Raw genomic sequence first — 14,606 nt, 5'->3', positions numbered from 1 at the left:
ACATGACGACGATGAGCACCACCATCCTTCCCGTCGTGTACGACACGGCATCGTGGCCCGGCCGGGTTCTGAACCTGCTGGATCGCGCCGTGACCGTTGCGCTGCTCATGGCCGTTTCAGCCATGGTCGGCGTGGTGGCATCCCAGGTCGTACTGCGCTACGGCTTCAACCGATCCATCGACTGGGCCGACGAGGTCTCTCGCCTGGCCTTCGTCTGGAGCATCTTCCTAGCCATTCCACTGGGCGTTCGTCAAGGCGCGCACATTGGCATCGACATCGTGCTGGCCAAGCTGCCGTCCACCGTACAAGATGCCCTGCGCCGCATGGCGGCACTGGTGAGCGCACTGATGATGGGCGCCATCGCGTGGGCGGCCGTCGGCGTGGCGCGCGAACAGTGGGACGAGTTGATGGCCACGCTGGACTGGAGCGTAGGTTGGTTCATCGTCCCGGTGGGCGTGGGGGCGGCGCTGAGCGCACTTCACCTGCTGCGCATCGCGGTTCAAGGTCCGCCGCCCGCGGACATCGGAGGTGCCGAATGAGCCTCGCCGTCGTCGCCGGATTTCTCCTGCTGGCCTTGTTCGGCCTGCCGATCGCCTTCGCCATGGGCAGCGCCGCGCTCGCAGCGCTCGCCTACAGCGGTGTCGATTTCTCCATGGTGCCGCAGCGCATGATGCACTCGGTCAACTCCTTTCCGTTGATGTCCATTCCCTTCTTCATGCTCGCCGGCGAGCTGATGATCAAGGCAGGCATCGTGGAACGGCTGATCGCTCTGGCCAACTCGGTGGTGGGCCGCGTGCGCGGCGGCATGGCCCACGTGACCATGCTCTCGGGCGCGGGCCTGGCGACCGTGTCGGGCGCCGCGGTATCGGACGCGAGTGCACTGTCTTCGATCCTGGTCCCCTCGCTCACGAAAATCTACGACCGCGGCTTTGCGGCCGCGATCGTCGCGGCAGCGGCCAACCTCGGCCCCATCATCCCTCCCTCCGGCGCGATGATCGTGTACGCCTTCATGGCGGGCTCTTCCGTCTCGGTGGGCGGCATGTTCATGGCCGGCGTGGTGCCTGGGCTGATCATCTGCGTCGGCTTCATGCTGCTGTGCAGCTGGATCGCCGGGCGACGCGGCTGGGCCGTGACCGGCGAGGCCTTCCAGCTGTCGCGCGTGCTGGCCGAACTCAAGCGCTCGCTCATCGTGCTGGCCATGCCGGTGATCGTGATCGGCGGGATCGTAGGCGGCGCGTTCACGGCAACAGAAGGCGCGGCCATCGCCGTCGTCTATGCGCTGGCAATCGGCTTCTTCATCACGCGCCAGCTCAATGTCTCGGACCTGCCTGGCATCGTGGTGCGAGCGGCCATCACCTCCGCAGTCGTCGGTGCGTTGATCGCCTTCGCATCGGTGGTCACCTACCTCATGACGGTCGACCTGCTGCCGCAAAAGCTCTCGGAGCTGCTGCGAGCCCTGACCTCCGAGCCGCTGGTGTTCCTGGCGCTCGTGTCCCTGCTGCTGTTCTTCGTCGGCATGTTCCTGGAATCGAACGCGGCCTACATCATGCTGGTGCCGCTGCTTCACCCGATCGCCATCGCCTACGGGATCGACCCCCTGCACTTCGGCTTCCTGTTCGTGCTCAACCTGGTCATCGGCATGCTCACGCCGCCGGTGGGCGTGGTGCTGTTCGTCGTCTGCGGCGTGACCCGCGTGCCGATGCGCGAACTGGTCAAGAGCGCCTGGCCGTTCATCGCGCTGATGTATGCGGTGCTCGTCGTTTGCATGTTGTTCCCCCCGATCGTGACGGCGCTTCCGCGTGCGCTTGGCTACTGATCCGGAGCGTATCGCCCTCGCCCACTTCCCACTCCCTCCCTTTTCATCACCAAAGGAATGTTCGCCATGCCGAAACTCAACCGCATCCTGTCCGCGTTGGCCGTCGCCACGGCGATGGTGCTGCCCGCCCATGCGCAGGACACCATCAAGTTCAAGGCCATCGGCCAACCGCTGGCCACCGGGCTGATCCAGAAGAACAAGGAGCAGCCGTTCTTCGAGAACTTCGCGGCGAAGACGGGCCTGCCCATCGAGGTGGACTACAAGCCGATCGACACGCTGGGCATCAAGGACACCGAGCAGTTGCGCGTGATGAAAGCCGGCCTGTTCGACATCGTCTCGCTGCGCATCTCGCAGAACTCGCGCGACGAACCCACGCTGCTGGGCCTGGACCTGGTGGGCGCCAGCCCCGACTACGCCACCGGGCGCAAGGTGGCCAAGGCTTATTTCGACACGGTCGACGCACGCCTGCAGCAGCAGTTCAACGTCAAGCTGCTGGGCGTATGGCCTTTCGGTCCGCAGATCCTCTTTTGCAAGAAGCCGATCAGCAAGCTGGCCGACATCAAGGGCATGAAGGTTCGCACCTATGACCAGAACCTGGCCAAGTTCATCGAGCTGGTCGGCGGCACGCCGGTGCCGATCTCGTTCGCGGACACCCACCAATCGTTGTCGCTGGGCGTGGTCGATTGCGCGATCACGGGTCCGTCGAGCGCCAATTCCGCCGGCTGGCCCGAAGTGACGACGCACCAGATGCCGCTGGGCTTCCAGATGGCGCTCAACGGCTACGCCATCTCGATGAAGGCCTGGAACAGCCTCAAGCCAGACCAGCAGGCCAAGCTCAAGACTGCGTTCGAAGGGCTGACCGACGACATCTGGACCTACTCCGAGTCACTGTTCCAGGACGCGCTGAACTGCAACACCGGCAAAGACCCGTGCACCACCGGCAAGAAGTTCAACCTGGTCAACGTCCCACCCTCGGCGGCCGACATCGAACTGGTTCGCAGCGCGGTGAGCAAGGTCTCGCTGCCGGTCTGGGCGGAGGTCTGTGACAAGTCCAATCCGACCTGCTCGCAGAAGTGGAGCGCCACTGTCGGACCGGTTCTGGGTCTGGCCGCCAAGTAGCGCCACCGCCGCCACGCGATCACCCATTGACGGGACGCAAGACATGAGCGCCGCACCCATCAGCGCGCCGGGAACCGCTTCTGCGGGGCACCCGGTCCGCCCTACCTTCGTCGCTTTCGCCACATCGAGGAGCCTTTCCATGAAGGATCGCATCGAAAACCTGCTGGCTACCATTTTTGGCGGCATCTTCCTGACCCTTTCCGTGGTGGTCGCTGTCGAGACGATCAGCCGAAAGCTGTTCAACTTCTCGCTGCAGGGGGCCGACGAATTGGGCGGCTACGCGCTGGCGGTGGGCTCCACCATCGCCTTCAGCCTGGCTTTGATGGGTCGCAATCACATCCGCGTGGACGTCTTCCAGGAGAGGTTCCCGCGGGGCATGCAGGCCGCGCTGAACTGGCTGGCGATCCTCTCGCTTGCCGCACTGGGTGCGTTCATCGCCTGGGTGGCCTTCAAGGTGATCGGCGACACGCTTCAATACCGAAGCACCGCGCAGACGCCCTGGGCCACGCCGTTGATCTATCCGCAGGGGGTCTGGTACGCCGGCCTGGTGATCTTCGCGCTGGTGGCCATCGGCTATGCGATCCGCGCCACCAGGCTGCTGTTCGCAGGCAGGTTCGACACGCTCAACCACGACTTTCATCCGAAAAGCGCCAAAGAAGAATTGAAAGAAGAGCTCGACGACCTGGCTCTGCGCCAGACCGACAAGCCGGGAGATGCAACATGAACATCGCAGTCATCGGCTTCGCCTTCTTCGCCATGATCGGCATGATGCTGATCGGCCTGCCCATCGCCGTATCGATGGCGCTGGTGGGCATCGTGGGTGGCATCGCCGCCTACGGCGCACCCTTCATGGATTCGATCGCCCCGGTGGTCTGGGGCGTGCAGAACGACAACCTTCTGACCTCCATTCCGCTGTTCGTCCTGTTGGGCGAACTGCTGCTGCGCTCCGGCATCGCCGATCGCATGTACATCGCGCTGTCGGCCTGGCTTGGCCGGCTGCCCGGCGGGTTGCTGCACACCAACATCGGCAGTTGCGCGCTGTTCGCGGCCACCTCCGGCTCTTCGGTGGCAACGGCGGCCACGGTCGGCACCGTGGCGCTGCCATCCTTGCAAAGGCGCGGCTACTCGATGCGCTCTTCGCTCGGCACGCTGGCCGCAGGCGGCACGCTGGGCATCCTGATCCCGCCGAGCGTGAACATGATCGTCTACGGATCGCTCACGAACAATTCGATCGGCAAGCTGTTCATCGCAGGCATCATCCCGGGCCTGCTGCTCACCACTTGCTTCATGCTGTGGATCTGGATCCACAGCGTCGCCAGCGGCGAGGTCAAGCGCGAGGAGAAGGTACCGCTGGACGAACGCCTGCGCTCGCTGCGCCACCTGGTCGCGCCGCTGGTGGTCTTCGGCATCGTCATGGGCAGCCTGTATTTCGGCATTGCCACCACAACGGAAAGTGCCGCGCTGGGGGTGATCGCGGCGCTCTTCTTCGTCTGGCAATCGGGCAAGCTCAATCGCGAAGTGCTGCGCACCTGCTTCATTTCCACCGCGCGAACGAGCGGCATGATCCTGCTGATCATCACCGCGGCATTCATCCTCAATCTCACCATCAGCCTGACCGGCGTGGCCGAAGCCATGACCAAGTGGGTTGCAAGCCTGGGGCTGAGTGCGACGGGCCTGGTGCTGGCGCTGATCGTGTTCTACCTCTTGCTGGGCATGTTCATGGATGTGCTGTCGATGCAGGTCGCCACCATTCCGATCACCTACCCCATCGCCATGGCGCTCGGGCTGGACCCGATCTGGTTCGGTATCTTCATCGTGCTGATGTGCGAGCTCGGCATGATCACGCCGCCCGTCGGCATGAACCTCTTCGTGGTCCACGGCATCCGCCCCGACAAGGGCGGCCTGGAAGACGCCATCTGGGGCGCATTGCCCTATGCACTCATCACGATCGCCTTCACCCTCGCGCTGCTTGCCGTTCCTGGGCTGGCCACCTGGCTGCCTTCGAAGATGTAGGTTTGCCTGCCATGCAAGAAAAGCCTACCCGACCCGACCTGTGGTCGCTGTCCGCCAACACGCTGGCAAAGCGTTTCCGCGACGGCAGCTTGACGCCTCTGGCGGTGGTGCAGTCCATCCTGGCACGCATCGACGCCGTCAATCCGAAACTCAATGCGGTGGTGGCAAGGCGCGACGCTGCCGCGCTGGCCGAAGCCGAGGCGGCTGGCGAGCGCTTTGCACGCGGCCAGCCACGCTCAATGCTCGACGGCATCCCGATCACGGTGAAGGACAGCCTCTTCGTCGCCGACATGCCAACGACCTGCGGCACGCGAGCGCTTGCCGACCATCGCCCCGGTTTCGACGAACTGGCGGCCGCCCGGGCCCGTGAGGGCGGCGCGCTGATCCTCGGCAAGACGAACGTACCGGAATTCGCTAATGATGGCTACACGGCCAACCCGCTGTTCGGCGTGACCGGCAATCCTTGGGCGCCAGACCTGACGCCAGGGGGCTCCAGCGGCGGTGCGGTGGCCGCAGTCGCTTCCGGCATGGGGCCGCTGGCCATCGCCCAGGACGGCGGCGGCTCGATCCGACGGCCTGCGTCGCACACAGGGTTGGTGGGGCTCAAGCCTTCGCTCAGCGCCTGGCCGCGCCACCGTGCATTGCCCGGCCTGTTGCTGGACTTCGACTGCATCGGGCCGGTCGGCCGCACGGTGGCCGACGTGCGCCTTCTTTTCGATGCCGTGCGCGGGCCCGCGCTGGCGGACCGGTCTTCGCAGTCCGCGGCCTGGGCCGCGTCAAGGCCGCGCCCGGAGGGTCCGTTGCGCGTGCTTTACGTGCAGCACCTGAACGCCAACCCCCTGGATCGCGAGATCGCCACAAGCTGCCACGCGGCAGTACAACGCCTGGCCGCCCTCGGCCATCGCGTCGAAGAAGGCGAACTGCCGCTCGACATCGGATTCGTGATGCAGGCCTGGCCCGAGATCGGGCAGGTCGGCCTGGCCGCCATGTTCGAGCAGCACCCCGATTGGGAAAGCGCCGCCAGCGCCAAGTACCGCGACGCGGCCGAGGCTGGTCGCCGGGTTTCCGGTGCTCGCGTCTGGCGGATCATGGAAAGCGTTCGCCGCTTGCGCAGCGAATGCGCGGCGCTGTTCGAACGTTTCGACATCATCGCCATGCCTTCGGCCGCGGCACTGCCCTGGCCGGCGCACGAACCCTACCCGACGCACATCGACGGCCAGGAAGTCGGGCCACGCGGCCATGCCGCCTACACCGGCTGGGTCAACGCCGCCGGCCTGCCCGGCCTGGCGCTGCCAGCCGATCCTTCGCGCACCGGGTTGCCGATCGGGCTGCAACTGATCGGCCCCTACGGCGGCGACGATCTGCTGCTGGATGTGGGCGCAGCCTTCGAAGCAGCCGCACCCTGGGCCGATCGCTGGCCGGCCATCTGAAACTTCATCACCACCCGTTCACCACCATGACCCTGATCGATGCTGCGGTGCAGGCCCTCGTAGCCGCCCGGGAAACCGGGCAAGCCGTCGAAGCAGCGCTCACTTCGCTGGACGATGCCGATACCGCCTATGCCGTGCAGGACGGTGTGGCCAACGCGCTCGGCTTCTTCAGCGCGTTGCCCGAAGGCGATGCGCCGCGCCATTGGAAATCCGGCGGCCCTTCGCGTGAAGCCACACTCACGCATGCGCCGCTTCCTCCCGCGGGCGTGTGGCGCAGTCCAGCCGATGCGCGCACCTGGCCTTTCCACCTGCGCGGCATCGAGGCGGAGATTGCGCTGCGACTGGGGCGTGATGTCGACGCATCGTTGGCCGCACTGCTCGAGCCGACCTCGGCCGCGTCGCTGGTCGATGCAATGTGCGTGTCGATCGAACTGGTCGATTCGCGCTGGCGCGAAGCGCTGGACGCACCGGCCCTTGCCAAGCTGGCCGACCTGCAGTCGCACGGCGCGCTGGTGCTGGGCGAATGGCAACCCTTCGAGCCGCGCGACTGGATGAACCAGCGCTGCACGCTGCACATCGGCGACCGCCCGGCCATGCATTTCACGGGCACGCATTCCCTAGGCGATCCGACCTTCCTACTGCCCACCTGGCTGCGCCATGCCACGCGCCGCGGCGCCGTTGTTCGCGTCGGCACGGTGGTCACCACCGGCACCTGGTGCGGCCTGCCGCTGGCTCAGCCCGGCGATCGCGTCGTGGCCGAATTTCCCGGCATCGGGCAGGCAGAAGTCCAGCTCTGAGCCCTTCATCCAACCAGACAGGCACAGGAGACAACGACCCCATGATTTCGCTGAACCAGCACCCCAACGGCCGCCACTTCCTGCAGATTCCAGGGCCCAGCCCGGTGCCGGACCGCATTCTGCGTGCCATCAGCCTACCCACCATCGACCATCGCGGGCCAGAATTCGGTGCGATGGGCAAGAAGGTGGTGGCGGGCATGCAGCAAATCTTCCAGACCCGGCATCCGGTGGCGATCTATCCGGCCTCCGGAACCGGTGCATGGGAAGCGGGCCCTGGTCAACACCCTCAGCCCCGGCGATTCGGTGTTGATGGTCGAGACTGGCCATTTCGCCAGCCTGTGGCGCGCCATGGCGCTCAAGCTGGGACTGGAGCCGGAATTCCTCTCACTGGCCGGCACGGACGCCGATACTGGTCTGCCCAACGCGTGGCGGCACGGCGTGAGTGCCGACCTCGTCGAGGAACGGCTTCGCAAGGACACTGCGCATCGCATCCAGGCTGTGTGCGTGGTGCACAACGAGACCTCGACCGGCGTCACCTCCGACATTGCCGCCGTGCGCCGCGCCATCGATGCCGCACGGCACCCGGCCCTGTTGATCGTGGACACCATTTCCGGCCTGGCCAGCGCCGACTACCGACATGACGAGTGGGGCGTGGACGTGACGGTCAGCGGTTCGCAAAAGGGATTGATGCTGCCTCCCGGCATCAGCTTCAACGCGTTGTCGCCCAAGGCACTGGCACGCAGCGAACAGGCGAAGCTGCCGCGTGCCTACTGGGGCTGGGAGGAAATCGTGGAGATGAGCGCCACCGGCTACTGGCCTTACACGCCGAACACCAACCTGTTGTATGGCCTGTCCGAAGCGCTGGACATGATCCTGGACCAGGGGCTTTCTCGCATCTTCGCGCGCCACAAGCGCTGGTCCCTCGGCGTGCGCGCGGCCGTGCGCGCCTGGGGGCTGCCGGTTCAGTGCGCGGACGGCGCCCTGCACTCGCCCGTCCTGACCGGCGTGATCACGCCCATCGGCGTCGATGCCGACGCATTGCGCAAGCTGATCCACGCGCGATTCGACCTGTCGCTGGGCACGGGGCTGGGCAAGGTCAGGGGCCGCATGTTCCGCATCGGCCACCTGGGCGACTGCAACGACCTGACGCTGCTCGCCACCCTGGCTGGCGTTGAAATGGGCCTCAAGCTGGCCGGTGTGCCCATCGCGGGCTCCGGCGTGGCCGAGGCCATGTCGTACTTTGCCCAGGAAGCAGCCAGCTAGCTGCCGCGGAACCTGAACGAGCCGGCTAGAACTCCGCGTCCAACTCGTCGATCTCTTCCGCCTCGGCCTTCGCCGCCTTCACCCACTCCTGCATCGCAGGCAAGTCCATGATCCGCTTGCAATAGGCGGCGCAGGTCTTGTCCAGCGCCACGTCGTAGGTCAGGAAGCGCGTCACCACAGGCGCGTACATGGCGTCGGCCATGCTCGGCACCTTGCCGAAAAGGTAGGGGCCGCCATAGGCTTGCAGGCACTCGCGCCAGATGGCCACGATGCGGTCGATGTCCGCCTGCGCCCTGGACCACACCTTGAAGCCGGGGAAGCTGGCCTTCAGGTTCATCGGCAGCGAACTGCGCAGCGCTGAAAAGCCCGAATGCATCTCGCCACAGATGGCGCGGCAGTGCGCGCGGGCCTTGGCGTCCGTTGGCAGCAGGCCGGACTTGGGCTGGATCTCGTTGAGGTATTCGCCAATCGCCAAGGTGTCCCAGACCTTGATCCCGCCATGCTGCAGCGAAGGCACGAGCATGGACGAGGACAGCAGCAGCATCTCGGCCTTCATGGCCGGATCGTCCGGCGGGATCACCTTTTCGCTGAAGTCCAGGCCAGCCAGTTTGCACATCAGCCAGCCCCGCAGCGCCCACGCGCCGTAGTTCTTGCTGCTGATCGTCAGGACGGGTTTGGCCATGCACTGCTCCAGTTTGGTCGATGTCGGCGTCCGGGACAGTGCAAGCGCTGTGCCAGAACGGTGCCAACCCGGCGCGCGTGCGCGACAGGGCGCCGGTCCGCTGGCCCGCAACTTGCCTGCTCCCGTTTCATGCTGTATCGGGCTTACCAAACCTCCATGGATGCCTCGTCGCCGATGCGGCTGGCAGCCCAGTTCCTCGGCCAGGCCCTTTGGGTCGAAAAGACCGAGGGCAGTGCCACCCGGCGCATCGCCTCGGCGCTCGATGTTTTCGCGCGCATGCGGCTCACGCACAGCAGGCCCGCCTATGGCATCACGAGCGTGATGTGTGACGGCGAGGAAGTGCCCGTCCAGGAGGTGCCGGCGCTGGTGGCGCCCTTCGGAACGTTGCTGCACTTTCGCAAGGAAACCAAGGCCAAACATCCTCCCGTACTGCTGGCTGCACCACTTTCGGGCCATTTCGCCACGCTGCTGCGCGAAACGGTGCGCACGCTGCTGCGCGATCACGACGTCTACATCACCGACTGGCACAACGCGCGCGACGTGCCGCTGTGGCACGGCGGCTTCGGTCTGGACGACTACACCCTGCAGTTGCGCAGCTTCCTGCAAGCCATCGGCCCGGGCGTACACCTGGTGGCGGTGTGCCAGCCGTGCGTGGCGGCCCTGGCAGCCACGGCGCTGATGGCCGAGGACGACGATCCCGCCACCCCGTTGAGCCTGACCCTGATGGCTGGCCCGGTGGATTGCCGCGTCAATCCGACCATGGTGAACAAGCTGGCCACCGACCGGCCCATCGAGTGGTTCGAGCGCAACCTGATCAGCCGGGTGCCCTGGCCGCACGCGGGCATGATGCGCCGGGTGTATCCCGGGTTCGTGCAGCTGACCGCGTTCATGAGCATGAACGCCAAGCGCCACCGCAACCAGTTCGAACTGCTCTACCAGCACCTCGTCGACGGCGAGATGACGCAGGCCAACGCGATTCGCAACTTCTACGACGAATACTTCGCCGTGAACGACCTGCCGGCCGAGTTCTATCTGGAGACCGTGGAACGCGTGTTCCAGACCTACGACCTGCCCCGCGGCGTGCTGACCGTGGGCGACCGGACGGTCGATCCGGCGGCCATCCGCCGCACGGCCCTGCTGACAGTCGAAGGCGAGCGCGACGACATCTGCTCGGTCGGCCAGACGGTGGCGGCACAGGACCTGTGCAGCAGCATCCGCCCCTACCTCAAGACGCACCACCTGCAGGCGGGCGTGGGGCATTACGGGGTGTTCAGCGGGAGCAAGTGGAACCAGCAGATCTATCCGCGCGTTCGCGAGACCATCCACGCGGCGGCAGAACTGAATGCGGCACGAGCCACGCCGACGCCGGCACAAAGGGTGGAAGCCGCGGCCGAGGTGCTCGCGGCGGATTGAGGGCGATCCGGCGGCGATTGGCCGCAAGCCCAGGGCGCCGACTCAGCGCTTTTCTTCGTCTTCTTCTTCGGCCGGCCAGTCGCGGATGTAGGCCTTGAGCATCTTGTTCTCGAAGTTCTGGCTGTCGACCACCGCCTTGGCGACGTCGTAGAAGCTCACGACGCCCATCAGCATTCGCTTGTCCATGACCGGCATGTAGCGCGCGTGGCGGTCGAGCATGATGCGGCGGATTTCGTCGAGGTCGGTCTCGAGCGTGCAACTGACTGGCGAATCGTCCATCGACTTGCGCACCAGCGTGTTGCCGACCGAGCCGCCGTTGGCGACGATGGCGGTGATCACTTCGCGGAAAGTGAGCATGCCCACGAGATCGCCGTGCTCCATGACCACCAGGGAGCCGATGTCTTTTTCGGCCATCACGTTGATGGCTTCGGCCAGCGGCTGGTCGGGCGTGATCGTGAACAGCGCATTGCCCTTGACTCGCAGGATGTCGCTGACTTTCATGTTGGCTCCTCTGATCTCGTGGCGTGTGCCGTTCAAATATAGCCCACAAATCACACACAATGACCAGCTTGCGTGACGTCCACGAGACCCGGCGGGCCTTGCAGACGTAACGGGTCATTGCCAAAGAGACAACGAAAGGCCTCCATGTCCGGTTACTCCGACCCCGGCTTCGACACGCTCGCGCTGCACGCGGGCGCGGCCCCCGACCCCGCCACGGGCGCTCGGGCGGTGCCGATCCACCTCACCACCTCCTTCGTCTTCGAATCCAGCGACCACGCGGCAGCCCTGTTCAACCTGGAGCGTTCAGGCCACGTCTATTCGCGCATCAGCAATCCGACCAATGCGGTGCTGGAGCAGCGGGTGGCGGCGCTCGAAGGCGGCATCGGCGCGATCACCACGGCCAGCGGACAGGCCGCGCTGCACCTGACGGTGGCCACCCTGATGGGCGCGGGCAGCCACATCGTCGCGAGCACGGCGCTGTATGGCGGCTCGCAGAACCTGCTGCACTACACGATGCGGCGCTTCGGCATCGACACCACCTTCGTCAAGCCCGGCGACCTGGACGGCTGGCGCGCTGCCATCCGCCCCAACACACGCCTGCTGTTCGGCGAGACGCTGGGCAACCCGGGGCTGGAGGTGCTCGACATTCCGGCGGTGGCGCAGATCGCACACGACGCCGGCGTGCCGCTGCTGGTCGATTCCACATTCACCACGCCCTACCTGCTCAAGCCTTTCGACCACGGCGCGGACCTGATCTATCACTCGGCGACCAAGTTCCTGTCGGGCCACGGCACCGTCATCGGCGGCGTGGTGGTCGATGGCGGCTCGTTCGACTGGGAGGCCTCCGGGCGCTTCGCCGAACTGACGCAGCCCTACGACGGCTTTCACAACATGGTGTTCTCTGAAGAAAGCACGGTGGGCGCGTTCATGCTTCGCGCGCGCCGCGAGGGCCTGCGCGACTTCGGCGCCAGCATGAGCCCGCACAGCGCCTGGCTGATCCTGCAGGGCATCGAGACGCTGCCGCTGCGCATGGAGCGGCACATCGCCAACACCGAGAAGGTGGTGCGCTTCCTGTCCGAGCATTCGTTCGTCTCGCGCGTGGGCCACCCGCTTCTGGAATCGCACCCGAGCCACGCGCTTGCAAACCGCCTGCTGCGCCACGGCGCGCGCGGCGCTGGTGCGGTGTTCAGCTTCGACCTCGCCGGCAGTCGGGCGCAGGGCAAGAAGTTCATCGAGACCTTGCGCCTGTTCAGCCACCTGGCCAACGTGGGGGATTGCCGCTCGCTGGTGATTCACCCCGCATCGACGACGCACTTCCGCATGAGCGACGAGGCCCTGGCCGGCGCCGGCATCGGGCCGGGCACCATCCGGCTGTCGATTGGTCTGGAAGATCCGGACGACCTGATCGACGACCTGAAGCGCGCGCTGCGCGCCGCCGAGAAGGCCGAGGCCTGAACCGCAAGGAAGCGCACATGGACATCCAACTGAACGGCTTCAAGCTCTTCGCCTACACCGGTGGCAAACCCTTCGACGCGGCCAAGCCCACGGTCGTCTTCATTCACGGCGTGCTCAACGACCACAGCGTGTGGATCTTGCAAAGCCGCTGGTTCGCTCACCATGGCTGGAACGTGCTGGCCATCGACCTGCCTGGTCACTGCCGCAGCGGCGGAGAGCCACCGGCCAGCGTGGAAGCAGCGGCCGCGCTCATCCCGGCACTGCTCGATGCGGCAGGCGTGAAGCAGGCGGCGCTGGTGGGCCACAGCTTCGGGGCGCTGATCGCACTGGAGGCTGCCGCGCGCTATTCGGACCGGGTGTCGCACCTCGCGCTGGTGGGGGTCGCTTTTCCGATGAAGGTTTCGGCTGCCCTGCTTGATGCGTCGCTCAACGCACCGCAGAAGGGCATCGACATGGTCAACGTCTTCTCGCATTCGAAGATGGCGCCGCCGCCGTCGGCACTGGGCCCGGGCACTTGGGTCCATGGCGGCTCGCGTGCACTGATGCGACGCGTTCTGGCCAGCAACTCGAGAGCCAACGTCTTCCACACCGGCTTCAAGGCCTGCGACAGCTATGCGGGCGGCGATGAGGCCATCCTGGCCGTGCGCTGCCCGGTGCTCTTCCTCCTCGGTCGAGCCGACCAGATGACGCCACCAGCAGCCACGCGGGGCCTGATCGAAAAAGCCACGGGCGGCCGCGTGGTGACCGTCGATGCCGGTCACTCGCTGATGACGGAAGCACCGGACGCCGTGCTGGCGGCGCTGGGGCAGTTCCTGGACGCACGCTGAACCGGGAAGCCGGCGTTCCGCGCAGCACGCGGTCCGCCTGCGCGGCCGCGCCACCGCACGGGGCTATCAGACGACGAAGTCGTCGGGCGTGCGCTCCAGCGCCTGGAGCAGCGCCTGCACTTCCGGCGTTGCCGGCTGCGGCGTCGCGAGCGCGGTGAGCATGCGCGCCAGCGTCTGCGCATTGGGCAGCACCGGGCCCAGAAAACGCGTGCCCTGCGCACCTCCGATCAGCAGCGTCGGAAAGGTCTCGACGTCGAATTCGTCGGCGATGTCCGCGTGGTCTTCGATATCGACCCAGGCGAAGCGCATCGCCGGATTGGCGCGCGCCAGTTGCTCGAACAAGGGGCGATATTCGCGGCAGGTGCCGCACCACTCGGCACACAGGCACACCACCCACAGCGCATCTTCACCGCGCTGGTCGGCAATCGGGGATTGGGGCACGGCGCTCACGGGTCGCTTCAGTCGGCGGCAGGGAAAACGAGGCAGGAAGGACGAAAGGGTAAGCCGGGATGCACAGCGTCCCGGCGCTTGCCTATTATGGACAAAAGCCTCATGCGAGCAGGAGAACAAGGACATGAACACCACGGCCCACACCGCCGCCGATGCAAGCTCGGCACCGGTCGACCCACGCGCCTTCCGGACCTTCGGCGAGTTCTACCCCTTCTACCTGAGCGAGCACGCCAACCGGACTTGCCGCCGCCTTCATTTTGTCGGCTCAAGCCTGGCCCTGGGCTGCCTGCTTATGCTCTTGCTCAGCGGCAATGCGTGGTGGCTGGTGCCGGGCGTGCTCGTGGGCTACGCCTTTGCATGGATCGGCCACTTCGGCTTCGAGAAAAACAAGCCCGCCTCGTTCAAGCGGCCGCTCTATAGCTTCATGGGCGATTGGGTGATGTACTGGGACATCTTGCGCGGGCGCATCGCGTTCTGAGCTGTCTGCGCCCCGGGAACCCCGTGGCATGAAAAACTGCCGCTGTTCGCATCTTTGGCGCTCGCTCGTTGCGCGCTAACCGACCGGCAACAAACCCGCTGCGCGGTTTGACATTGCCGCCCTTCTCCTTGGGTTAGTCTGGCGCGCGACGCCTGCGAGGGCCGGGCCAAATGCAGGCACTGGCCGGTCATCGGCGTCGATCGCCAACAAGATTCAGGGAGTTCCACATGCCCCACACGCTTCGCGTGGGCGGCCCGGGCCTGCCCGTGTTCCTGGGCCAGCCCGCCCTGGAGCCGGTGCGCCTGTCGGGCCATGAAGGCGTCAACCGCCTGTTCGAGTACGAGCTGGTGCTCAAGACGCCC

The 14,606-nt window shown here is 66.0% G+C and carries 14 protein-coding genes and 1 pseudogene; 12 read left to right on the top strand and 3 right to left on the bottom strand.

All coding sequences use genetic code 11. The annotated features are described in order from the left end of the window. The first annotated feature begins 11 nt into the window (after positions 1 to 11). The 8 genes and pseudogenes from QTH91_RS22600 (at position 12) to QTH91_RS22565 (ending at position 8,438) form a co-directional block, all read left to right on the top strand. Positions 12 to 539, top strand: coding sequence for a TRAP transporter small permease (locus QTH91_RS22600; protein ID WP_286662423.1), 528 nt, complete (start codon positions 12 to 14; stop codon positions 537 to 539). Then, entirely contained in the window at positions 536 to 1,816 is a 1,281-nt protein-coding gene (locus QTH91_RS22595) for a TRAP transporter large permease (RefSeq protein WP_286662422.1), read from the top strand. Before QTH91_RS22600 ends, QTH91_RS22595 begins: the two co-directional genes overlap by 4 nt. Positions 1,817 to 1,882: 66 nt before the next feature. Continuing rightward, positions 1,883 to 2,935 (top strand): TRAP transporter substrate-binding protein, encoded by a 1,053-nt coding sequence (locus QTH91_RS22590; protein ID WP_286662421.1) that lies wholly within the window; start codon positions 1,883 to 1,885, stop codon positions 2,933 to 2,935. 139 nt (positions 2,936 to 3,074) lie between these two features. After that, on the top strand, positions 3,075 to 3,659 hold the full coding sequence (locus tag QTH91_RS22585; RefSeq protein ID WP_286662420.1) for a TRAP transporter small permease subunit: 585 nt from the start codon (positions 3,075 to 3,077) through the stop codon (positions 3,657 to 3,659). Continuing rightward, complete coding sequence (locus tag QTH91_RS22580; RefSeq protein WP_286662419.1) at positions 3,656 to 4,948, top strand: TRAP transporter large permease; 1,293 nt, start codon at positions 3,656 to 3,658, stop codon at positions 4,946 to 4,948. The genes QTH91_RS22585 and QTH91_RS22580 overlap by 4 nt, the downstream gene beginning before the upstream one ends. An 11-nt stretch (positions 4,949 to 4,959) precedes the next feature. Continuing rightward, positions 4,960 to 6,378: an amidase gene (locus QTH91_RS22575; protein ID WP_286662418.1), complete on the top strand. Its 1,419-nt coding sequence runs from the start codon at positions 4,960 to 4,962 to the stop codon at positions 6,376 to 6,378. A 26-nt stretch (positions 6,379 to 6,404) separates the two neighbouring features. Further along, positions 6,405 to 7,175, top strand: coding sequence for a fumarylacetoacetate hydrolase family protein (locus tag QTH91_RS22570; protein ID WP_286662417.1), 771 nt, complete (start codon positions 6,405 to 6,407; stop codon positions 7,173 to 7,175). Positions 7,176 to 7,216: 41 nt separating this feature from the next. After that, a pseudogene (locus QTH91_RS22565) lies at positions 7,217 to 8,438 on the top strand (pyridoxal-phosphate-dependent aminotransferase family protein). Positions 8,439 to 8,463: 25 nt separating this feature from the next. Here QTH91_RS22565 and QTH91_RS22560 read toward each other — a convergent pair. Beyond that, positions 8,464 to 9,120: a glutathione S-transferase gene (locus QTH91_RS22560; protein ID WP_286662416.1), complete on the bottom strand. Its 657-nt coding sequence runs from the start codon at positions 9,118 to 9,120 to the stop codon at positions 8,464 to 8,466. A 129-nt stretch (positions 9,121 to 9,249) separates the two neighbouring features. Here QTH91_RS22560 and QTH91_RS22555 point away from each other — a divergent pair, with 129 nt between their 5' ends. Beyond that, positions 9,250 to 10,533 carry a polyhydroxyalkanoate depolymerase gene (locus QTH91_RS22555; protein WP_286662415.1) on the top strand — a complete coding sequence of 428 codons (1,284 nt, stop codon included), beginning with the start codon at positions 9,250 to 9,252 and terminating at the stop codon, positions 10,531 to 10,533. A 42-nt stretch (positions 10,534 to 10,575) separates the two neighbouring features. Here the strand turns inward: QTH91_RS22555 and QTH91_RS22550 are convergent, their stop codons facing one another. After that, a complete protein-coding gene (locus QTH91_RS22550; RefSeq protein ID WP_286662414.1) occupies positions 10,576 to 11,034 on the bottom strand; it encodes a CBS domain-containing protein in 459 nt (152 codons plus the stop codon). Between the two features lie 144 nt (positions 11,035 to 11,178). Here QTH91_RS22550 and QTH91_RS22545 point away from each other — a divergent pair, with 144 nt between their 5' ends. Beyond that, positions 11,179 to 12,489, top strand: coding sequence for an O-acetylhomoserine aminocarboxypropyltransferase (locus QTH91_RS22545; protein WP_286662413.1), 1,311 nt, complete (start codon positions 11,179 to 11,181; stop codon positions 12,487 to 12,489). 17 nt (positions 12,490 to 12,506) lie between these two features. Next, positions 12,507 to 13,316, top strand: a complete 810-nt coding sequence (locus tag QTH91_RS22540) for an alpha/beta fold hydrolase (protein WP_286662412.1) — start codon at positions 12,507 to 12,509, stop codon at positions 13,314 to 13,316. Between the two features lie 66 nt (positions 13,317 to 13,382). Here the strand turns inward: QTH91_RS22540 and QTH91_RS22535 are convergent, their stop codons facing one another. After that, positions 13,383 to 13,766: a thioredoxin domain-containing protein gene (locus tag QTH91_RS22535; protein ID WP_286662411.1), complete on the bottom strand. Its 384-nt coding sequence runs from the start codon at positions 13,764 to 13,766 to the stop codon at positions 13,383 to 13,385. A 124-nt stretch (positions 13,767 to 13,890) separates the two neighbouring features. Between QTH91_RS22535 and QTH91_RS22530 the strand changes: the two genes are divergently transcribed. After that, a complete protein-coding gene (locus QTH91_RS22530) occupies positions 13,891 to 14,244 on the top strand; it encodes an Mpo1-like protein (RefSeq protein ID WP_286662410.1) in 354 nt (117 codons plus the stop codon). Positions 14,245 to 14,606 lie beyond the last annotated feature (362 nt).

Source organism: Variovorax dokdonensis (assembly GCF_030316895.1).
GTDB lineage: Bacteria > Pseudomonadota > Gammaproteobacteria > Burkholderiales > Burkholderiaceae_C > Variovorax > Variovorax dokdonensis.
The sequence above is the reverse complement of the archived record's forward strand: the minus strand, read 5'-3'. Positions and strand labels throughout refer to the sequence as shown.